This window comes from Streptomyces sp. Root431, from assembly GCF_001426585.1.
Classification (GTDB): Bacteria; Actinomycetota; Actinomycetes; order Streptomycetales; family Streptomycetaceae; genus Streptomyces; species Streptomyces stackebrandtii.
Map to the genome: position 1 here is coordinate 68,077 of NZ_LMEI01000008.1, position 18,895 is coordinate 86,971.

Annotated in this window: 18 protein-coding genes; 7 read left to right on the top strand and 11 right to left on the bottom strand. The window is 72.6% G+C overall.

Features of this window, described 5'->3' with window-relative positions; translation table 11 throughout:
* Window positions 1–149: 149 nt before the first annotated feature.
* Window positions 150–425 (top strand): hypothetical protein, encoded by a 276-nt coding sequence (locus tag ASC82_RS11425; protein WP_024758496.1) that lies wholly within the window; start codon window positions 150–152, stop codon window positions 423–425.
* Window positions 426–511: 86 nt separating this feature from the next.
* Here the strand turns inward: ASC82_RS11425 and glnA are convergent, their stop codons facing one another.
* Window positions 512–1,936 carry a type I glutamate--ammonia ligase gene (glnA, locus tag ASC82_RS11430; protein ID WP_056645358.1) on the bottom strand — a complete coding sequence of 475 codons (1,425 nt, stop codon included), beginning with the start codon at window positions 1,934–1,936 and terminating at the stop codon, window positions 512–514.
* A gap of 221 nt (window positions 1,937–2,157) precedes the next feature.
* On the opposite strand from glnA, the gene ASC82_RS11435 reads away from it, so the two are divergent.
* Window positions 2,158–2,625, top strand: coding sequence for an RDD family protein (locus ASC82_RS11435; protein ID WP_024758494.1), 468 nt, complete (start codon window positions 2,158–2,160; stop codon window positions 2,623–2,625).
* A gap of 72 nt (window positions 2,626–2,697) precedes the next feature.
* Here the strand turns inward: ASC82_RS11435 and ASC82_RS11440 are convergent, their stop codons facing one another.
* From ASC82_RS11440 to lipB, 4 genes are all read right to left on the bottom strand, one after another.
* The gene (locus tag ASC82_RS11440; protein ID WP_024758493.1) at window positions 2,698–3,402 is read right to left on the bottom strand and encodes a DUF4191 domain-containing protein; all 705 of its coding nucleotides are present in this window, start codon (window positions 3,400–3,402) and stop codon (window positions 2,698–2,700) included.
* 10 nt (window positions 3,403–3,412) lie between these two features.
* Complete coding sequence (locus tag ASC82_RS11445; protein ID WP_024758492.1) at window positions 3,413–3,628, bottom strand: hypothetical protein; 216 nt, start codon at window positions 3,626–3,628, stop codon at window positions 3,413–3,415.
* A gap of 254 nt (window positions 3,629–3,882) precedes the next feature.
* Window positions 3,883–4,851, bottom strand: a complete 969-nt coding sequence (lipA, locus tag ASC82_RS11450; RefSeq protein WP_056645361.1) for a lipoyl synthase — start codon at window positions 4,849–4,851, stop codon at window positions 3,883–3,885.
* Between the two features lie 112 nt (window positions 4,852–4,963).
* The gene (gene lipB, locus ASC82_RS11455) at window positions 4,964–5,779 is read right to left on the bottom strand and encodes a lipoyl(octanoyl) transferase LipB (protein WP_056646329.1); all 816 of its coding nucleotides are present in this window, start codon (window positions 5,777–5,779) and stop codon (window positions 4,964–4,966) included.
* 358 nt (window positions 5,780–6,137) lie between these two features.
* Between lipB and ASC82_RS11460 the strand changes: the two genes are divergently transcribed.
* Window positions 6,138–7,688 carry a hypothetical protein gene (locus tag ASC82_RS11460; protein WP_056645365.1) on the top strand — a complete coding sequence of 517 codons (1,551 nt, stop codon included), beginning with the start codon at window positions 6,138–6,140 and terminating at the stop codon, window positions 7,686–7,688.
* 1 nt (window position 7,689) lies between these two features.
* On the opposite strand, the gene ASC82_RS11465 is transcribed toward ASC82_RS11460, so the two are convergent.
* Window positions 7,690–9,060 (bottom strand): NAD(P)/FAD-dependent oxidoreductase, encoded by a 1,371-nt coding sequence (locus ASC82_RS11465; RefSeq protein WP_056645368.1) that lies wholly within the window; start codon window positions 9,058–9,060, stop codon window positions 7,690–7,692.
* Between the two features lie 238 nt (window positions 9,061–9,298).
* Complete coding sequence (locus ASC82_RS11470) at window positions 9,299–10,210, bottom strand: TIGR01777 family oxidoreductase (RefSeq protein WP_056645373.1); 912 nt, start codon at window positions 10,208–10,210, stop codon at window positions 9,299–9,301.
* Window positions 10,211–10,257: 47 nt separating this feature from the next.
* On the opposite strand from ASC82_RS11470, the gene ASC82_RS11475 reads away from it, so the two are divergent.
* Window positions 10,258–10,758, top strand: a complete 501-nt coding sequence (locus tag ASC82_RS11475) for a GNAT family N-acetyltransferase (RefSeq protein WP_056645374.1) — start codon at window positions 10,258–10,260, stop codon at window positions 10,756–10,758.
* On the opposite strand, the gene ASC82_RS11480 is transcribed toward ASC82_RS11475, so the two are convergent.
* Entirely contained in the window at window positions 10,744–11,457 is a 714-nt protein-coding gene (locus ASC82_RS11480; RefSeq protein WP_079039208.1) for a TetR/AcrR family transcriptional regulator, read from the bottom strand. The two genes, ASC82_RS11475 and ASC82_RS11480, sit on opposite strands and share 15 nt — an antisense overlap.
* Window positions 11,458–11,577: 120 nt before the next feature.
* Here ASC82_RS11480 and ASC82_RS11485 point away from each other — a divergent pair, with 120 nt between their 5' ends.
* Both ASC82_RS11485 and ASC82_RS11490 read left to right on the top strand, forming a co-directional pair.
* Complete coding sequence (locus ASC82_RS11485) at window positions 11,578–12,372, top strand: SDR family oxidoreductase (RefSeq protein ID WP_107105881.1); 795 nt, start codon at window positions 11,578–11,580, stop codon at window positions 12,370–12,372.
* Window positions 12,372–13,205, top strand: coding sequence for an SDR family NAD(P)-dependent oxidoreductase (locus ASC82_RS11490; protein ID WP_056645377.1), 834 nt, complete (start codon window positions 12,372–12,374; stop codon window positions 13,203–13,205). Before ASC82_RS11485 ends, ASC82_RS11490 begins: the two co-directional genes overlap by 1 nt.
* 144 nt (window positions 13,206–13,349) lie before the next feature.
* Here the strand turns inward: ASC82_RS11490 and ASC82_RS11495 are convergent, their stop codons facing one another.
* The gene (locus tag ASC82_RS11495) at window positions 13,350–13,871 is read right to left on the bottom strand and encodes a DUF4240 domain-containing protein (protein ID WP_056645379.1); all 522 of its coding nucleotides are present in this window, start codon (window positions 13,869–13,871) and stop codon (window positions 13,350–13,352) included.
* A 110-nt stretch (window positions 13,872–13,981) separates the two neighbouring features.
* Between ASC82_RS11495 and ASC82_RS11500 the strand changes: the two genes are divergently transcribed.
* Complete coding sequence (locus ASC82_RS11500) at window positions 13,982–14,911, top strand: SDR family oxidoreductase (protein WP_056646335.1); 930 nt, start codon at window positions 13,982–13,984, stop codon at window positions 14,909–14,911.
* Here ASC82_RS11500 and ASC82_RS11505 read toward each other — a convergent pair.
* Both ASC82_RS11505 and aceE read right to left on the bottom strand, forming a co-directional pair.
* A complete protein-coding gene (locus ASC82_RS11505; RefSeq protein WP_056646338.1) occupies window positions 14,902–15,870 on the bottom strand; it encodes a YafY family protein in 969 nt (322 codons plus the stop codon). The two genes, ASC82_RS11500 and ASC82_RS11505, sit on opposite strands and share 10 nt — an antisense overlap.
* 251 nt (window positions 15,871–16,121) lie before the next feature.
* Entirely contained in the window at window positions 16,122–18,827 is a 2,706-nt protein-coding gene (gene aceE / locus ASC82_RS11510) for a pyruvate dehydrogenase (acetyl-transferring), homodimeric type (protein ID WP_056645382.1), read from the bottom strand.
* Window positions 18,828–18,895: the final 68 nt, after the last annotated feature.

Genomic DNA, 18,895 nt, shown 5'->3' on the forward strand with positions numbered 1-18,895 from the left:
GCCCCCCACGGTACCCCCCAGACCTCCCTCCACCACCCCCCAAACCCTGTCTGGCCAGGGGCGATTGTCAGTGGGGGCCACTAAAATAAGGGGTGAAGGTGAGGGTCCCGGGGAGGGCCCGCACCCCATCGTTCGCCAGGAGGTAGCCCATGGCTCTGGCCGTGATCCGGACACCGTCCCTCGAACCCTGGAAGCCCCTCCAGAGGAAGCCGCTCCCGGCGGGCCGCCCCCGCGAGTGGTACGTGACGCACAACCGCCGCCTGAAGGCCATGCGTCTCGCGATCGCCCTCCTCGACGCCGGCGTCTACGTCCCGTCGAAGGCCACGAACGCGACGATACGCACGACGGCGGCCGACATCGGCATCCACCCGCCCTCCGACACCACCTGCCGCATGGTCCGCGCCCTCATCCGCTACGGCCGCTGACCCCGTAGGGAGCGTCGGGGAACGGCGAAGGCCGCCGCACCCGGGATTCCGGGTGCGGCGGCCTTCGTTCGTGAGGCGCGTCCGGCTTAGAGGTCGAAGTAGAGCTCGAACTCGTGCGGGTGCGGGCGCAGCTGGATCGGGGCGATCTCGTGCGTGCGCTTGTAGTCGATCCAGGTCTCGATCAGGTCGGAGGTGAAGACGCCACCGGCCTGGAGGTACTCGTTGTCGTCCTCGAGGGCGTGGAGCACGGCCTCCAGGTTGGTCGGGACCTGCTGGACGTTGGCGTGCTCCTCGGGAGCGAGCTCGTACAGGTCCTTGTCGATCGGCTCCGCCGGCTCGATCTTGTTCTTGACGCCGTCGAGGCCCGCGAGGAGCAGCGCCGAGAAGGCGAGGTACGGGTTCGAGGACGGGTCCGGCGCGCGGAACTCGACGCGCTTGGCCTTCGGGTTCGAGCCCGTGATCGGGATGCGCATGGCGGCGGAGCGGTTGCGCTGCGAGTACACCATGTTCACCGGCGCCTCGAAGCCCGGGACCAGGCGGTGGTACGAGTTCACCGTCGGGTTGGTGAAGGCGAGCAGCGACGGGGCGTGCTTGAGGATGCCGCCGATGTAGTAGCGGGCGGTGTCCGAGAGGCCCGCGTAGCCCGTCTCGTCGTAGAACAGCGGGTCGCCGTTCGCCCACAGCGACTGGTGGACGTGCATGCCCGAGCCGTTGTCGCCGAAGATCGGCTTCGGCATGAAGGTCGCGGTCTTGCCGTTGCGCCAGGCGACGTTCTTCACGATGTACTTGAAGAGCATCAGGTCGTCGGCCGCGGCGAGCAGCGTGTTGAACTTGTAGTTGATCTCGGCCTGGCCGGCGGTGCCGACCTCGTGGTGCTGGCGCTCGACCTGGAGGCCGACGTTCTCCAGCTCCAGGGAGATCTCGGAGCGCAGGTCGGCGAAGTGGTCGACCGGCGGGGCGGGGAAGTAGCCGCCCTTGTAGCGGACCTTGTAGCCGCGGTTGTTCTCCTCCGAACCGGTGTTCCAGGCGCCGGCCTCGGAGTCGATGTGGTAGAAGCCCTGGTTCGCCGAGGTCTCGAAGCGCACCGAGTCGAAGACGTAGAACTCCGCCTCGGGGCCGAAGTAGGCGGTGTCGGCGATGCCGGTGGAGGCGAGGTACGCCTCGGCCTTCTTCGCGATGTTCCGCGGGTCACGGCTGTACTGCTCGCCCGTGATCGGGTCGTGGATGAAGAAGTTGATGTTCAGCGTCTTGTCGCGGCGGAAGGGGTCCACGCGGGCCGTCGACAGGTCGGCGCGGAGCGCCATGTCGGACTCGTGGATCGCCTGGAAGCCGCGGATCGACGAGCCGTCGAAGGCGAGCTCCTCCGCCGGGTCGAAGGCCGTCGCCGGGATCGTGAAGTGCTGCATCACGCCCGGAAGGTCGCAGAACCGGACGTCGACCATCTTGACGTCGTTGTCCTTGATGAACTTGTTGACCTCGTCGGCGTTCTGGAACCCGTGCTTCTCGGACATCCAACTCCTCCTACTCCCGGCCCGGGGAGGGGCGGGGTTGCAGCTCGGTCGTGCGGCCAGTGCGGTGGCACACGCTGGACCCGACCATAGGCAGACGGGATTTCTCAAGCATGACCCATTTGTTTCGTCGAAGTTAACCGGAGCGGGTGTGCGGCGTGCCGAGGCGTGCCGGGGCCGACCCGGCCGGAAGTGATCGAAAACGGGCGCAGTACCGTGGTCGGGTGGACAACAGGCAAGCACTCGGATCGTGGCTCTCCGGCCCCCGTGCCGCGGCGGAGCAAGCAGGCGTGGACTTCGGCTACCGGGGTCAGCAGCTGGGACTGCCCGAGGAGGGGCCCGGCTCGATCGCCCGCCCGGGCCGCCGGCTCGGCGCCCTCGCCGTCGACTGGGCCCTCTGCCTCCTGATCGCATACGGCCTGATCACCGACGGCTACAACCAGGCCACCGGCAACTGGGCCCTGGTCCTGCTGCTCGTCGTGAGCGTGCTGACCGTCGGCACGATCGGCTCCACGCCCGGCAAGCGCCTCTTCGGCCTGCGGGTCGTCTCGGCGAACGGGGGACGGCTGAGCCTCCCGCGCGTGGCGATCCGCTCCGTGCTCGTCTGCCTCGCCATCCCGGCCCTCATCTGGGACCGCGACGGCCGCGGCCTCCACGACCGCCTCTCCGGCGCCGTCCAGGTCCGCATCTGAGCCCTCAGGGACACGAGAAGGGCCCCGGACCGTGTGGTCCGGGGCCCTTCTCTCGTACGGGGTCGGGGCGCGTCAGCGCATCTTTCCGCCGCGCGGCATCCGCATGCCCTTCGGCATCGGACCCTTCGGCAGCGGCATGTTGCTCATCAGGTCGCCCATCGCGCGCAGCCGGTCGTTGGCCGCGGTGACCTGCGGGCCGGTGAGCACGCGGGGCAGCTTGAGCATGGTCGTACGGACCTTCTTCAGGGGCACCTGGCCCTCGCCGTCGCCGACGATGATGTCGTGCACCGGCACGTCCACCACGACGCGGTTCATGCGCTTCTTCTCGGCCGCCAGCAGAGTCTTCACCCGGTTCGGGTTGCCCTCCGCCACCAGCACGATGCCCGCCTTGCCGACCGCGCGGTGCACGACGTCCTGGCTGCGGTTCATCGCGACCGCAGGGGTCGTCGTCCAGCCGCGTCCGACGTTCTGGAGCACCGCCGCCGCCGCGCCGGGCTGGCCCTCCATCTGTCCGAAGGCCGCGCGCTCGGCGCGCCGTCCGAACACGATGGCCGCCGCCAGGAGCGCCAGGACGAAGCCCAGGATGCCCAGGTAGACCGGATGACCGATGAGGAAGCCGATCGCGAGGAGGACACCGAGTACGCCGATGCCCACGCCCGCGACGACCAGACCGACCTTCGGGTCGGCCTTCCGGGTCATCTGGTACGTGAGGGCGATCTGCTTCAGTCGCCCGGGGTTCGCAGCGTCAGCGCTGCCAGTGTTTGCCTTCCTCGCCATGTCCTGAAGTTTACGTGGCCCGCGAAGCGCGGCCGGACGCGGCCTCCATCACATGCTGGGCCTCGACCCGGTCCTTGGCGTGGCGGCGGTCCTCCAGGACGGAGGTCCAGGCGTTACGCCGGGCGGTGCGCTGCCCGGCGCCGAGCAGCAGGGCCTCCATGGCCTTCAGGGCGTCGGTGACGGACGGGATCGCGGTGACGCGGACGTGCGTCGATGCGGCCGGCATGTCGGGGTCCTCTCTCGATTGCGGATGAGACGAGGTGGGGGGATGCGAGTGGTGAGTGCGGTGAGTGAAACCAGGCTCACAGATTGGTGTTACCAGGGCGTGACCCGGTGGTCAAACACTGATGAAACGTTGATGCGGCCAGGTGTGGGGCGGTGGACACACCGACGCGGCCCGTACGTCCCCGCTGAGCTGCGGGGCCGTACGGGCCGCGTCGAATCCGGCCATTACCGGCCGGTAACCACTTGTGCTCCGATTCACACGGCCTGAGTGGCGTTGTCCACCGCGCCGCGCCTTTCGATCGCCTGCTGGAAGAGGCGCCCCGCCCGGTACGACGAACGGACCAGCGGGCCCGACATCACACCGGAGAAACCGATCTCGTCGGCCTCCTCCTTGAGCTCCACGAACTCCTGCGGCTTCACCCAGCGCTCGACGGGGTGGTGCCGGACCGAGGGGCGCAGGTACTGCGTGATCGTGATGAGCTCGCAGCCCGCGTCGTGCAGCTGCTGGAGCGCCTCGCTGATCTCCTCGCGGGTCTCGCCCATGCCGAGGATCAGGTTGGACTTCGTGACCAGACCGTAGTCTCGCGCCCGCGTGATGACGTCGAGCGAGCGCTCGTAGCGGAAGCCGGGACGGATCCGCTTGAAGATCCGCGGCACCGTCTCGACGTTGTGCGCGAAGACCTCGGGACGGGAGGCGAAGACCTCCTCCAGGAGCTCCGGCACCGCGTTGAAGTCGGGGGCGAGCAGCTCGACCTTCGTACGGCCGTCCGCGCGCTCCGCCGTCTGCTGGTGGATCTGGCGCACGGTCTCCGCGTACAGCCAGGCGCCGCCGTCCTCCAGGTCGTCGCGCGCGACGCCCGTGATCGTGGCGTAGTTCAGATCCATCGTGACGACCGACTCGCCCACGCGGCGCGGCTCGTCACGGTCCAGCGCCTCGGGCTTGCCCGTGTCGATCTGGCAGAAGTCGCAGCGCCGGGTGCACTGGTCGCCGCCGATGAGGAAGGTCGCCTCGCGGTCCTCCCAGCACTCGAAGATGTTGGGGCAGCCCGCCTCCTGGCAGACCGTGTGCAGGCCCTCGCTCTTCACGAGGCTCTGCATCTTCGTGTACTCCGGACCCATCTTCGCGCGGGTCTTGATCCACTCGGGCTTGCGCTCGATGGGGGTCTGGGCGTTCCGGACCTCCAGGCGCAGCATCTTGCGTCCGTCGGGTGCGACTGCGGACACATCGGCTCCTGTAGCTTCGATTCTTCGGCGCACACCAGGGTACGCCCGTTGCTTCCCATGCCTTACCTCTGGCCAACCTGTGGCCAGAGCCCCGCATTCCTCAAGCCGCCCCTCAGGCGGAGGCCGGCTCCGGCTCCACCGGGCGCTCGATCACGCGCGGCTTGGGATCCGCCTGCTCCAGGACCTCCCGCAGATGGCGCTCCACGACCGGGAGCACCTCCTCGATCGTGAGGTCCCGGCCCAGTTCGTTGGCGAGCGAGGTCACACCCGCGTCGCGGATGCCACAGGGGATGATCCGGTCGAACCACGCGTTGTCCGGGTTCACGTTGAGGGCGAAGCCGTGCATGGTGACGCCCTTGGCGACCCGGATGCCGATGGCGGCGAGCTTGCGGTCCTCGCGGCGCTGGCCGGCGTTGGACGGGGCGTACTCGGGGCCGTTCAGCCGGGGGTCGAACTCCTCGTCGGTGAGCCGGGGGTCGAAGTCGAGGGAGAGCCCGCCGAGCGACGGTCGCTGCTCCACCGGGTCGCCCAGGACCCAGACGCCGCTGCGCCCCTCGACCCGGCTCGTCTCCACGCCGAACTCCGCGGCCGTACGGATCAGGGCCTCCTCCAGGCGGCGGACGTGTGCGACGACGTCCACCGGCCGGGGCAGCTTCATGATCGGGTACCCGACGAGCTGGCCGGGGCCGTGCCAGGTGATCTTGCCGCCGCGGTCCACGTCCACGACGGGCGTGCCGTCCAGCGGTCGCTCGCTCTCCGCCGTGCGCCGGCCGGCGGTGTAGACCGGCGGGTGTTCGAGCAGCAGACAGGTGTCGGCGGTCTCGTCGGCGAACCGTGCGGCGTGCACTTCGCGCTGCTTGTCCCAGGCCACCTGGTAGTCGACGGCATCAGCGCCGAATCCAAGGCGGACGAATCGCAGCTCACTCACGGCCATGCCTCCTCCTGGGTGCCGCGGCCGGGTTCCGGGGATCATCCCGGGCCGGCGAGGCACCATGCGTCATTCGCGCCCATGCCACTGTACGGCGACGCCACGCACACCTGTACGGGGGTGCCGGGGGCGAGTGCGCGGACGTCCCCGGGGAGCCGCCCTACGGGCGGTGCCGGGTCGCGCCCTCCGTCAGATGGACCGTGGCGGCTACGTCAGCGACGCCGTCAATCCTCACACGATCGGATGAATGTGGGGCGAAGGTGGCGGTACGGGCCGTGAGGACCGCTAAATTCGCGCCGTTCCATGAGGGTCCGAACGGGCTGCACCTGGGCCCGGAAGGCAGGAGACCGCACAGCTGATGACGGAACGACCACCGCAGCGCATCCCGAACCGCCAGCTCGCCGCGCTCATCGCCGAAGCCGGGTTCTCCAATGCGGGCCTCGCCAGACGAGTGGACCAGCTCGGTCTGGAGCACGGCCTCGACCTGCGGTACGACAAGACCTCCGTGACCCGCTGGCTCCGGGGCCAGCAGCCGCGCGGCACCACCCCCGCCCTCATCGCCGAGGTCTTCACCCGGCGCCTCGGCCGCCGGCTCTCCGCGCAGGACCTCGGTCTCGACGCCTGCGCGCCGGTTTACGCGGGCCTGGAGTTCGCGGCGACCCCCGAGGAGGCCGTCGACATCGTCAGCGGGCTCTGGCGCAAGGACTCCGGCAGCCACGCCGAACTCCGCAAGATCGCCTTCACCCCGGCGGGACTCGTCGTCCCCAGCCGCGACTGGCTCATCGGCCGCGCGGACGACCGGGTGGCCCGCGGCGAGCTCGCCCCCGGCCCGCCCGGCTCCCGGGCCCCCGGCGGAGCGGCCGGCGACCCCCGTACCGCGCACGACCTCCGCTCCCCGCACGAACCGCGGGTCCCGAACGACCCCCGCGTGCAGCACGACCCGCGCGTCCCCCCGCAGGGCCGCTTCTCCGTGCCCCGGCAGCGCGGCACGGACCGGGGGCCCGGCCAGCGGGTCTCCAGCGGCGACATCGCCGCCCTCCGCTCCGTCGGCGAGCTCTTCCGCACCCTCGACCACGCCTACGGCGGCGGCCACGCGCGCCAGGCCCTCGTCCGCTACCTGGAGCACGAGACCGAGCCGATGCTGCGCGGCACCTACGGCGAGTCCGTCGGCCGCCGCCTCTTCGCCGCCGCGGCCGACCTCACCCGGCTCGCCGGCTGGACCTCGTACGACATCGCCGCCCACGGCCTCGCCCAGCGCTACTTCGTGCAGGCGCTGCGCCTCGCCCAGGCCGCCGGGGACCGGGCCTACGGCTCGTACGTGCTCCTCACCATGAGCTGCCAGGCCGTCTACCTCGGCCACGGGCGGGAGGCCGTGCAGCTCGCCCGTGTCGCCCAGCAGGGCGTCGGGCCCGCCGCGCCGCCCGTCGTCCAGGCGATGCTGCACGCGATCGAGGGCCGCGGGCACGCGGTCCTCGGCGAGGCCCGCGCGTGCAGCGCCGCCCTCGTACGGGCCGAGCGGGCCCTCGAAGCGGCCCGGCCGGGCGACGAGGTGCCCTACTGGGCCCGGATGTTCGACGAGGCCCAGCTCGCGGACGAGCTCGGTCACTGCCACCGGGACCTCCAGCAGTACCGGCCAGCCGCCCAGCACGCCGAGCGCGCCCTCCAGCTGCGCGCGCCCGGCTTCGCCCGGAGCCGGCTCTTCTGCCGGGTCGTCCTCGCCACCTCGCGCCTCGCCCTCGGTGAGCTCGACCAGGCCTGCGCGCTGGGCGCGGAGGCAGCCCAGCAGGCCTCCGAGATGCGGTCGGCGCGCGCCGTCGAGTACGTCCGCGACTTCGAGCGCCGCCTGGAGCCGTACCGCGACGCCGCGGCCGCCCGCACCTACCGCGACCGCGTCGCCGCCATCGGCTGAGTCACGCCGCCTCCTCCGCCTCCTCGTCCTCCTCCTTCGGGAGCCGGACACCGAGGTCGCAGAGGAGCGCGCGGGCCGCGCGCGCCCCCGAGGCGAGGGCGCCGTGCGGCGTGCCCGCGTCCCGGTGGTCACCGCACACGTACAGCCCCGCGAGCAGCCGGACCGGGCGGCGGGCGTCGTACGGCGGCGGCAGCGCCGGCACCGCCTCCGGGGTGTGGTGCAGGGCGAGCAGCTCCCACTCGTCGGTCGACGTGCCGTACAGCGTCGCGAGGTGCTTGCGGACCCGGCGCTCCGTGTCGTCCGGCGGCACCCCGAGCACCGTCGAGGTGATCAGGGCCCGGCCCTCCGGGGCGCGGACCGGGTCGACCGCGCTCATCACGGCCGTGTGGGCCACCGGACCGCCCGGGTCGGACTCCAGGAGCAGCGCCGGGTCCCCGGTGGGCGCCGAGGGCGCCGTGTGGTGGAGGACCGTCACCGCGTGGAAGGCGGGCGTCCGCAGGCCCGGCAGCAGCTCGGCCGCGGTCCGCGCCCCCGTCGCGAGCAGCACCGAGCGGCAGCCGAGGACCCCGTGCTCGGCGGTCGTGACCCGGGAGACGGACGCCTCCGTGACCCGGACGCCGGTACGGACCGTGCCGGCCGGCAGCGCGGCCGCGAGCCGCTCAGGAAGGGCCGCCGCACCGCCCTCCGGCACGGCGAGCCGGCCCCGGGCGAAGGCGCGCAGCGCCAGGTCCGCCCGGCGGCTCGACGTGCCGAGGTCCGGGTCGCCCAGGAGCGCCGCGAGCAGCGGCCGCAGCACGCCCTGCACGGTCCGGGCGGGCAGCCGGGCGGTCAGGGCCTCGCGCGCGGTCCGCTCGGGGCGGGCGAGCAGCCGCGCGGACGGGGTCGCGGCGAGCCGGACCAGGGACGCGCCGAGCCGTGCTTGGTCGAGCGAGGCCGCCGGACGCCGGGGGGCGCTCGCGAGGGCGCGCGCCATGCTGAACGCTCCCCCCACGCTCCGGTGACCGCCGCCGCGGTGCGCGCCGGCCGCCCGGCGCGGGTGCGGGGCGCCCCACCGCGCGCACCGGCCGTCGCTGTGGACGAGGACCCCGGGGGCGAAGGAGCGCAGGACGAGGCCGTCGAGCCCCGGCACGGCCCGCAGCTCCTCGGGCGACAGGGTGAGCAGGGGGCCCACCCGGTCGAGCAGGAAGCCGTCGACGGCGTCGGTGGCCATCCGGCCGCCTACCCGCGGCTCCGCTTCGAGGACGGCGACGGAGAGCCCGGCCCCGGTCAGCCGGTGGGCGGCGGCGAGACCCGCGATCCCGGCCCCCACGATGACGACGTCGACGACCTCCGTGACGTCCGTTCGCTGTGCGGTACTTGAGCTGCTGAGCACGTGCCCCTCCCCAGGATCGGCGCGGCTAGGGAGGCTCATGCCCCCCACAGTGGGAGGCCTATGCCCCCAACAGGCCCCCGGAATGCCCGAGTTCGCCACGATCCTAGGCAGCGCTCCCACGGAAGTCGGCCCGCGCGCACCGGTGCGCGCGCAGCACGGGGGAGCGCAGGGGGAGGCCGGGGGGACGGGAGGGCCGGGCGGCGGGGCGGCGGAGGGGGAGGGGCGCGCGGCGGGGAGTTCAGCCGGCGGCGGCGCGGATCGCGTCGTCGATCGTGGGGAAGGCGAAGTCGAAACCGGACTCGAGCAGCCGCCCCGGCAGCACCCGCTGACTGCCCAGCACGTCCTGGGCGAAGTCCCCGAGCACCACCCTGAGGACGGGCGCGGGCACCGCGCACAGCGTCGGCCGCCGCAGGACCCGGCCCATCGCGGCCGTCACCTCGCGGTTGGTGACCGGCTCGGGGGCCGTCAGGTTCACCGGGCCCGCGAGGGACGGGGTGTCGACCAGATGGCGCAGGGCGGCCACCTCGTCGTGGAGGGAGATGTGGGACCAGTACTGGCGGCCGTCGCCCAGCCGCCCGCCGATCCCGGCGCGGAAGACCGGGAAGAGCCGCCCCCACGCCCCGCCCTGGGCGGCCACCACGAGGCCGGTGCGGGCGTGGGCGACCCGGATGCCGGCCTCCTCGGCGGGGGCCGCGGCGGCCTCCCACTCCACGCACACCGAGGGCAGGAAGCCCGTCCCGGCGGGCGCGCTCTCGTCGACCGCGCGGCTGCCGGTGTCCCCGTACCAGCCGAGCGCCGTGCCGCACACGAGGACCTCCGGCGGCTCGGCGAGCGAGGCGAGCGCCTGGGCGATCGCCGTCGTGCCGAGGACGCGGCTGTCGCGGATCTCCCGCTTGTACGCCTCGGTCCAGCGGCGTTCGCCGACGCCGGCGCCCGCCAGGTGCACGACCGCGTCCACCCCGACGAGCCCCGCGGCGTCCACGTACAGCCGCTTCGGGTCCCACTCGACCTCGTCGGCGGTCGCGGCGGGCCGCCTGACGAGGCGGAGGACGTCGTGGCCGTCGGCGCGCAGGGAGCGCACCAGGGCCTTGCCGATGAGTCCGGATGCGCCGGTGACGGCGACGCGCTTGCGAGTGGCGGAACGCTGCATGAGCCCATCCTGCCCTCCCCGGTCCCGTGCGTGGCACAGTGACCGTCATGATCGTGCCGGAGACGCAGATACGTATCGCCGAACCCGGGGACGAGGACGCCCTCGCCGCGCTCGACCGGGCCACCTGGTCGCCCCTGCACGCGGTGCTGCCCGCGCCCACGGAGCCGTACGAGCCCTTCTTCGACGACCGCCACCGGCCCGCGGACTACCTCGTCGCGGTGGTGGACGGCGCCGTGGCCGGCTACATCCGCCTCGTCCCGCCGACCCCGCTCGCCGCCACGGCCCATGTGCGCCAGATCCAGGGCCTCGCGGTCGCCGAGTCCGCCCGGGGCCGGGGCGTGGCGCGGGCCCTGCTGCGGGCGGCCATGGAGCGGGCGCGAGCGGAGGGCGCCCGGCGGATCACCCTGCGGGTCCTCGGCCACAACGCGCCGGCCCGCGCGCTCTACGCCGCCGAGGGCTTCGCGGTCGAGGGCGTCCTGCCGGGCGAGCTGCTGATCGAGGGGGAGTACGTGGACGACATCCTCATGGGCCGCTCACTGCTCGACTGAACCGCCAGGCGAGCCGTCGCCCGAGCCGTCTCCCGAGTCGCCTCCCGAGCCGTCGCCCCCGCCGGTCGCCGCGTCCCCGAGCAGCCGCATCCCGCCCATCAGCTCGCGCAGGCAGCGGACCGCGAGGGCGGCCGGCGAGCCCTCGCCGCGTACCGGCGCGTCCGACTCCGCCCAGGTCTCCAGTGCGATCCGGATGGCGTCCGTGGCCGCGGCCGCCGCGAGCCGGATCTCCAGCGGGTCGGCCTCCGGGCCCGCGAGCCCGGCCAGGACCTCGCGGAGCTTCTCCTCGGACTCCTGGTTGACCCGGTACCAGACGGCCCGCAGGGCGGGGTCCTCGGCGGCGGCCCGCAGGAGCCCGCGCGTCCAGAGCACCCCCTCGGCCGCCTCCTCGTCCTCCGCCGCCAGCGACGCGGCGATCGAGCGCTCAAGGGCGTCGGGGAGACCGGCCCCCGGACCGGCCGCCGCGAGCTGCTCGCGCCAGCGGTCGGCGCCGCCCGCCAGGAGCGGGGCCACGGCGTCCTGCTTGGAGCGGAAGTACCGGTAGAAGGTGCGCAGGGCGACCCCGGCCCGCTGGGCGATGTCCTCGGCCGTGGTGCCGTCGGGTCCGCGCTCGGTGAAGAGCTCGGCGGCGGCACGGGCGATGTCCAGCTGGGTCGCGGCCTTGCGGCGCTCCGTCAGGGAGGGGGGCTTGGTGCTCACCGTACGAAGCGTACGCCCGCGAACGCCCGAAGTGCGTGACGTGCAACTCTGGCAAAACGTGCCACTCGGGCGTACGGTGGCAGCGTTTCACGGAAAGCTTGACATCGAGAGGTTGCCACCATGAACCAGCTGACCCGTTACGAAGGACGCCGTGCCCTCATCACCGGCGGTGGCTCCGGCATCGGCCAGGCCACCGTGCTCCGCGTGCTCGCGGAGGGCGGCCGGGTCGTCGCCGCCGACATCAGCGAGGACGGCCTCAAGGACACCGTCGCCAAGGCCGGGGACGCCGCCGACCGCCTCACCACCGTCGTCGTGAACGTCGCCGACGAGGCCTCCGTACGGGCCGGCGTCGCCGCCGCCGTCGAGGCGCTCGGCGGCCTGGACGTCCTGGTCAACGCCGCGGGCATCCTGCGCTCCTCGCACACCCACGAGACGAGCCTCGACTCCTTCGAGCAGGTGATCCGGATCAACCTCACCGGCACCTTCCTCGTGATCCGCGAGTCGATACCCGCCCTCCTGGAGGGCAACGGCTCCGCCGTCGTGAACTTCTCCTCCACCTCCGCGATGTTCGCCCACCCCTACATGGCGGCCTACGCGGCCAGCAAGGGCGGCATCCAGTCCATGACCCACGCGCTCGCCGCCGAGTACGCCAAGCAGGGCATCCGCTTCACCGCCGTCCAGCCCGGCTCCATCTCCTCCGGCATGACCGACGGCACCGGCGCCAGCCGCCAGAGCGTCGGCCCCGGCCTCCCCGAGGACGCCGACTTCTCCCTCTTCATGAAGCTCGCCCCCGCCCTCGGCCAGGGCTTCGCCGGCCCCGAGACCGTCGCCGGCGTCGTCGCGATGCTCGCGAGCGAGGACGGCCGCTTCATCACCGGCACCGAGGTCCGCATCGACGGCGGAACGCACTTCTGATGAGCGCCCGGGACGTGTTCGGCGGCCGCACGGCCGTCATCACCGGCGCCTCGTCCGGCATCGGCGCCGGCCTCGCCCGGCACGCCGCCGGACTCGGCATGAAGCTGGTCCTCGCCGACATCGCCGCCGACCGGCTCGCCGCCTTCGCCGAGGAGCTGCGGGCCACCGGGGCCGAGGTGGAGGCCGTGGTGACCGACGTCGCCGAACCCGCCTCCGTCGAGGCGCTCGCCGACCACGCGTACACCCGCTTCGGCGCGGTCGACCTCCTGGTCAACAACGCCGGGATCATGGCCATGGGCTACTCCTGGGAGATCCCGGCCGAGCGCTGGGACGCCATGCTGCGGATCAACATCGGCGGCTACGTCAACGGCATCCGGGCCTTCGTCCCGCGCATGCTGGAGCGCGGCGAGAAGGCCTGGGTGGTGAACGTGTCGTCGATCGGCGGCCTGCTGCCGAGCCCGCTGATGGCCCCGTACAGCGTCACCAAGTTCGGCACGCTCGCGCTCACCGAGTCGCTCCACTACGAGATGCAGATGAAGGGCGCGCCGATCCAGGTGTCCGTCGTGACCCCCGGATCGGTCAAGAGCGAGATCTTCAAGGCGGCCAGGCCCGGCGAGGGCACCCCGCCCGAGATCGCGGCCTTCAACGACCACCTGCAGACCCTCGCCGACGAGCACGGGCTGACCCCCGAGGAGCACGCCGAGCGGGTCTTCGAGATGGTCGCCGAGGGGAAGTACTGGGCGATCCCGCAGCCGGAGCAGCTCTTCCCGGCGCTCCAGCCGCGCACGGACATGATCCTCGGCCAGGAGAACCCGCGGCTCCAGCAGGGCTGACGGGCCGAAGAGCAGGTACGGACCCGGGTGGGGCCCCAGCCGGTACGGACCCGGGTGGGGGTCCCCCCTGGGCGAAGTCCTCGGGGGAGGACGGGCCCCGGGGTCGTACCTCCGCCGTCCCCGGTCCGTACCTCCTAGGGGCCTCTACGAAGCCCCGAAGCGCTCCCACAGCCGCGGGAAGCGGGCCGCGAGGACGTCGTCGTCCTCCAGGTCGAAGGGCGCGCCCAGCGGCTCCCCGCCCGGCATCGGAATGCCCAGGTCCGGGGTCTCGGCGCCGGTCAGCTGCTCGTACGCCTCGTCCGCCGCGAAGCCGATCTCCTCGCCGTCCCCGTCGATCTCCACGTCGAAGTCGTCGAGCAGCTCCGCCAGCGCGTCCGGATCGTGCACCGCGCCCTCGTAGACCTCCCGGCCCTGGCCGATGAGCCAGCAGCGGAAGGAGTCGAAGGTCTCGTCGCCCGCCCCGTCGAACAGCACGGCCGCCGCGCCCCACAGGTCCCAGAGGAACGCGCGGTTGTAGCGGGCCTCGAAATGGCGGGCGTAGTCGAGCACGGAGTCGGGATCCAGCCGGGTCAGCCGCTCCACGAGCAGGTCGGCGTGTTCCTCGGGGTCGCCCTCGGCGGCCTCGCGGGTGGCGTCGATGATCTCCCAGAACTCCGTCTCGTCCATCACGGGACCAGCATCCTGTCTCGGCGAGCGCGACGCACCCGGAATGCCCGAAGAACTCCGGAAATGAATCCAGACAGAAGATGTCGTACTTCCCTGCCAGTCTGGTGTCCATGACGACGGAGACGAACGAGAAGAAGCCGCTGCACGGACGCGTCTGCCTGGTCGCCGGAGCCACCCGGGGCGCCGGACGGGGCATCGCCGTCCAGCTGGGGGCCGCCGGAGCCACGGTGTACGTCACCGGGCGCACCACCCGGGAGAAGGTCAGCGAGGTCGGGCGCGCCACCGAGACCATCGAGGAGACCGCCGAACTGGTGACGGCCGCCGGCGGCGAGGGCATCGCCGTGCCGACCGACCATCTGGAGCAGGACCAGGTCCGGGCCCTCATCGACCGCATCGACCGTGAGCGGGGCCGCCTCGACGTCCTCGTCAACGACACGTGGGGCGGCGAGCACCTCCTCGTCTTCGGCAAGAAGACCTGGGAGAACGACCTCGACGGCGGCCTCAGGATGCTCGAACTCGGCATCCGGACGCACGTCATCACCTCGCACACGGCGCTGCCGCTGCTCATCCGGAACCCCGGCGGGCTCGTCGTCGAGCTCACCGACGGCACCACCGAGTACAACGGCACCCGGTTCCGCGAGAACCTCTTCTACGACCTCGCCAAGAACGCGCCCCTCCGGATGGCCTTCGGCCTCGGCAAGGAGGTGGAGGAGTACGGCGCCACGGCGGTCGCCCTCACCCCCGGCTGGCTCAGGTCCGAGCAGATGCTCGCCGCCTTCGGCGTCACCGAGGAGAACTGGCGCGACGCCGTCGAGAAGATCCCCGGCTTCGCCGTCGCCGAGTCCCCGGCCTACGTCGGCAGGGCCGTCGCGGCCCTCGCCGCCGACCCCGACGTCCACCGCTGGAACGGGCAGTCGCTCTCCAGCGGCGGACTGGCCAAGGAGTACGGCTTCACCGACACCGACGGCTCTCGGCCGGACGCCTGGGGCTTCATGTTCGCGGACGAGAAGGGCGACCCGGACGTGAACGACTACAGGTAGAGCCCGGCGAGCCCGCGGGCCGCCTCCAGGAAGCGGGCGCGGAGGGAGTCCGGGGCGAGCACCTCGGCCTCCGGGCCCAGGCCGAGCAGCTGGGAGAAGGCGACCTCCTCGCTCTCGACCCGGAGCGTCACGGTCGTCCGGCCGGTCTCTCCGTCGCGCGAGCCGGCCGCCAGGGCCTCCTCGGCTGCCGCGCGGTCCGTGACGTGCGGCAGCCGCCGCGCGCCCGCCTCCGAGAGACGCAGGACGACCTCGGCCCGCAGTAGGGAGCGGGCGAACTCCGCGGCCCGCTCCTCCCAGAAGGACGGCAGGTCGAAGTCCTCGTCCCGGACGAAGCGCTCCTCGCCGACCGCGACCGCCGTGAACCGGTCCACGCGGTACGTGCGGAAGGAGGAGTCCGCCCGCGCGCACACGTACCAGACCCCGGCCTTCAGGACGAGGCCGTACGGCTCCAGCTCCCGCTCCACCTCCTCGCCGTCCCCGCGCAGATAGCGCGCGGAGAGCCGGCGGTCGTCCCAGACCGCCTCCGCGACCGGGGCGAGCAGCTCCGGGGTCTCCGGCTCCTGGTACCAGCCGGGCGCGTCCAGATGGAAGCGCCGGCCCACCGCGTCGGGGGCGTCCCGCAAGGAGGGCAGCAGCGCGGCCGACACCTTCAGCCGGGCCGCCGAGGCCGCGTCCGCGAGCCCCAGGTCGCGCAGCGCGCCCGGCAGCCCGGAGAGGAACAGCGCCTCCGCCTCGCCGCGCGCGAGCCCCGTGAGCCGCGTCCGGTAGCCGCCGACCAGCCGGTAGCCGCCCGTCCGCCCCCGGTCCGCGTAGACCGGCACGCCCGCCTCGGAGAGGGCGAGCGCGTCCCGGGTGATCGTCCGCTCCGACACCTCCAGCTCCGCGGCCAGTTCGGCCGCCGTCATCGACGGACGGGACTGGAGCAGCAGGACCAACTTGATGAGGCGGGCGGCACGCATGAGTCCCATCTTCAGGGCTCGGCTCACCTCCGGGGCGCCAAAGCCGGGGGAACAGCGCCCGACCGTGCTCGCCCCCTCGTTCCTCGGGGGCTCCGCGCGCTCGGGGCTGTTCCCCCGGCGCGCCCCTTCGGCTCGCTCGCCGGGTCCTCGGCGTGGACGCGACCGAACGGGTCCCGAGGGGTGGACACGCCGAGGGGCCGCGCCGTACGGGGACGTACGGGCGCGGCCCCTCGGGCGGTCAGGTGGCCGGACTACAGGCCGTAGCGCTCGCGCGCCTCCTTCACGGCCGTCGCCCGGACCTCGCCGCGGCGCGCCAGCTGGGCGAGCGACGCGACGACGATCGACTGGGCGTCGACGCCGAAGTGGCGGCGGGCCGCCTCGCGGGTGTCCGACAGGCCGAAGCCGTCGGCGCCCAGCGAGGACCAGTCCTGCTCGACCCACTGCGCGATCTGGTCCGGGACCTGGCGCATGTAGTCGGAGACCGCGAGGACCGGGGAGGTGATGCCCTCCAGGGCCTTGCGGATGTACGGCACCTGCTCCTCGCCGCGCAGCAGCGCCGCGTCGGACTCCAGGGCGTCGCGCCGCAGCTCCGTCCAGGAGGTCGCGGACCACACGTCGGCGGCCACGCCCCACTCGGCGGCCAGCGTCTTCTGGGCCTCCAGGGCCCAGTGGATGGCCGTGCCGGAGGAGAGGAGCTGGATGCGCGCGGCGTTCGCGGGCAGGTCGAGACCGGCCGACTCCGCCGTGTTGAAGCGGTAGAGGCCCTTGACGATGCCTTCGTCGATGCCGGCCGGCTTGGCGGGCTGCGGCATCGGCTCGTTGTAGACCGTCAGGTAGTAGAAGACGTCCTGGTCCTCGCCCTCGGCGGCCTCGCCGTACATCCGGCGCAGACCCTCCTTGACGATGGTCGCGACCTCGTAGGCGAACGCCGGGTCGTAGGACAGCGCCGCCGGGTTGGTGGCCGCGATCACCGGCGAGTGGCCGTCGGCGTGCTGGAGGCCCTCACCGGTCAGGGTGGTGCGGCCCGCGGTCGCGCCGACGAGGAAGCCGCGGCCGAGCTGGTCGCCGAGCTGCCACATCTGGTCGGCGGTCCGCTGCCAGCCGAACATCGAGTAGAAGATGTAGAACGGGATCATCGCTTCGCCGTGCGTGGAGTACGCGGTGGACGCGGCGATGAAGTCGGCCATCGAACCGGCCTCGGTGATCCCCTCGTTGAGGATCTGGCCGTTGACGGCCTCCTTGTAGTACATCAGCTGGTCGCGGTCGACCGGCTCGTACGTCTGGCCCTTCGGCGAGTAGATGCCGAGCGACGGGAACAGCGACTCCATACCGAAGGTACGGGCCTCGTCCGGGACGATCGGGACCCAGCGCTTGCCGGTCTCCTTGTCGCGGATCAGGTCCTTGATGAGGCGCACGAAGGCCATCGTCGTCGCCATCGACTGCGAGCCGGAGCCCTTGTCGAAGGCCGCGAACGCCTTGTCGGCCGGGGCCGGCAGCGGGGCGAGCGCGTGGGTGCGGCGGGCCGGGGCCGGGCCGCCGAGGGCCGCGCGGCGCTCCTGGAGGTAGCGGACCTCGGGGGCGTCGGCGCCGGGGTGGCCGTAGGGCACCTGGCCGTCGACGAACTGCGCGTCCGAGATGGGCAGCTCAAGAAGGTCACGCATGTTCTTGAACTCGTCGGTCGTCAGCTTCTTCATCTGGTGGTTCGCGTTCTTCGACGCGAAGCCCTCACCGAGGGTGAAGCCCTTGACGGTCTGCGCGAGGATGACCGTCGGCGCGCCCTTGAACTCCAGGGCGGCCTTGTACGCGGCGAACACCTTGCGCGGCTCGTGGCCACCGCGGGAGAGGTGGAAACACTCGAGGATCTTGTCGTCGCTCAGCAGCTGCGCCATCGCGACGAGCGCCGGGTCCTTGCCGAAGAAGTCCTGGCGGATGTAGGCGGCGTCGCGGGTCTGGTACGTCTGGACCTGCGCGTCCGGGACCTCGCGGAGGCGGCGGACGAGGGCGCCGGTGGTGTCGAGCGCGAACAGCTCGTCCCAGGCGTTGCCCCACAGCGACTTCACGACGTTCCAGCCGGCGCCGCGGAACTGGGCCTCCAGCTCCTGCACGATCTTGAAGTTGGCGCGGACCGGGCCGTCGAGGCGCTGCAGGTTGCAGTTGATGACGAAGGTCAGGTTGTCGAGACCCTCGCGGGCGGCGAGCGCGAGGGCTGCCGTCGACTCGGGCTCGTCCATCTCGCCGTCACCGAGGAAGGCCCACACGTGGGAGGCGGAGACGTCCTTGATGGAACGGTTCGTCAGGTAGCGGTTGAAGCGCGCCTGGTAGATCGCGGAGAGCGGGCCGAGACCCATGGAGACGGTGGGGAACTCCCACAGCCAGGGCAGTCGGCGCGGGTGCGGGTAGGAGGGCAGGCCGTTGCCGCCGGACTCCTGCCGGAAGTTGTCGAGCTGGGCCTCGCCGAGGCGCCCGTCGAGGAAGGCGCGGGCGTAGATGCCGGGGGAGGCGTGGCCCTGGATGTAGAGCTGGTCGCCGGAACCGTCGGCTTCCTTGCCCTGGAAGAAGTGGTTGAAGCCGGTCTCGTAGAGCCAGGCCGCCGAGGCGAAGGTGGCGATGTGGCCGCCGACGCCGTACTTGGAGCCGCGGGTGACCATCGCGGCCGCGTTCCAGCGGTTCCAGGCGGTGATCTTCCGCTCCATCTCCTCGTCGCCGCCGAACTCGCCGATCGACGGCTCAGCGGAGGTGGGGATGGTGTTGACGTAGTCCGTCTCCAGCAGCTTGGGCAGGGCGAGGCCCGCGCCCTCGGCGTGCTGGAGCGTGCGGCGCATCAGGTAGGCGGCCCGGTGGGGGCCGGCGGCCTTGGTGACGGCGTCCAGGGAGGCCGCCCATTCGGCGGTCTCCTCGGTGTCACGGTCCGGGAGCTGGTCGAGCTCGCTCGGAATCTTGCCTACGGGATCGGTCATGATCGCCGCCTTCCGGACAGGTGGGGGTGGAGATGGGGTGCCTTGTCTGGCAGGACAGGGCGAAGGGC

What these genes read in the sequence shown, in the direction of transcription:
- ASC82_RS11425 (WP_024758496.1), top strand. Translation starts at nt 150, where the DNA reads ATGGCTCTGGCCGTGATCCGGACACCGTCCCTCGAACCCTGGAAGCCC.
- glnA (WP_056645358.1), bottom strand. Translation starts at nt 1,936, where the DNA reads ATGTCCGAGAAGCACGGGTTCCAGAACGCCGACGAGGTCAACAAGTTC.
- ASC82_RS11440 (WP_024758493.1), bottom strand. Translation starts at nt 3,402, where the DNA reads ATGGCGAGGAAGGCAAACACTGGCAGCGCTGACGCTGCGAACCCCGGG.
- ASC82_RS11445 (WP_024758492.1), bottom strand. Translation starts at nt 3,628, where the DNA reads ATGCCGGCCGCATCGACGCACGTCCGCGTCACCGCGATCCCGTCCGTC.
- ASC82_RS11460 (WP_056645365.1), top strand. Translation starts at nt 6,138, where the DNA reads ATGACGGAACGACCACCGCAGCGCATCCCGAACCGCCAGCTCGCCGCG.
- ASC82_RS11470 (WP_056645373.1), bottom strand. Translation starts at nt 10,210, where the DNA reads ATGCAGCGTTCCGCCACTCGCAAGCGCGTCGCCGTCACCGGCGCATCC.
- ASC82_RS11475 (WP_056645374.1), top strand. Translation starts at nt 10,258, where the DNA reads ATGATCGTGCCGGAGACGCAGATACGTATCGCCGAACCCGGGGACGAG.
- ASC82_RS11485 (WP_107105881.1), top strand. Translation starts at nt 11,578, where the DNA reads ATGAACCAGCTGACCCGTTACGAAGGACGCCGTGCCCTCATCACCGGC.
- ASC82_RS11490 (WP_056645377.1), top strand. Translation starts at nt 12,372, where the DNA reads ATGAGCGCCCGGGACGTGTTCGGCGGCCGCACGGCCGTCATCACCGGC.
- ASC82_RS11495 (WP_056645379.1), bottom strand. Translation starts at nt 13,871, where the DNA reads ATGGACGAGACGGAGTTCTGGGAGATCATCGACGCCACCCGCGAGGCC.
- ASC82_RS11500 (WP_056646335.1), top strand. Translation starts at nt 13,982, where the DNA reads ATGACGACGGAGACGAACGAGAAGAAGCCGCTGCACGGACGCGTCTGC.
- ASC82_RS11505 (WP_056646338.1), bottom strand. Translation starts at nt 15,870, where the DNA reads ATGCGTGCCGCCCGCCTCATCAAGTTGGTCCTGCTGCTCCAGTCCCGT.
- aceE (WP_056645382.1), bottom strand. Translation starts at nt 18,827, where the DNA reads ATGACCGATCCCGTAGGCAAGATTCCGAGCGAGCTCGACCAGCTCCCG.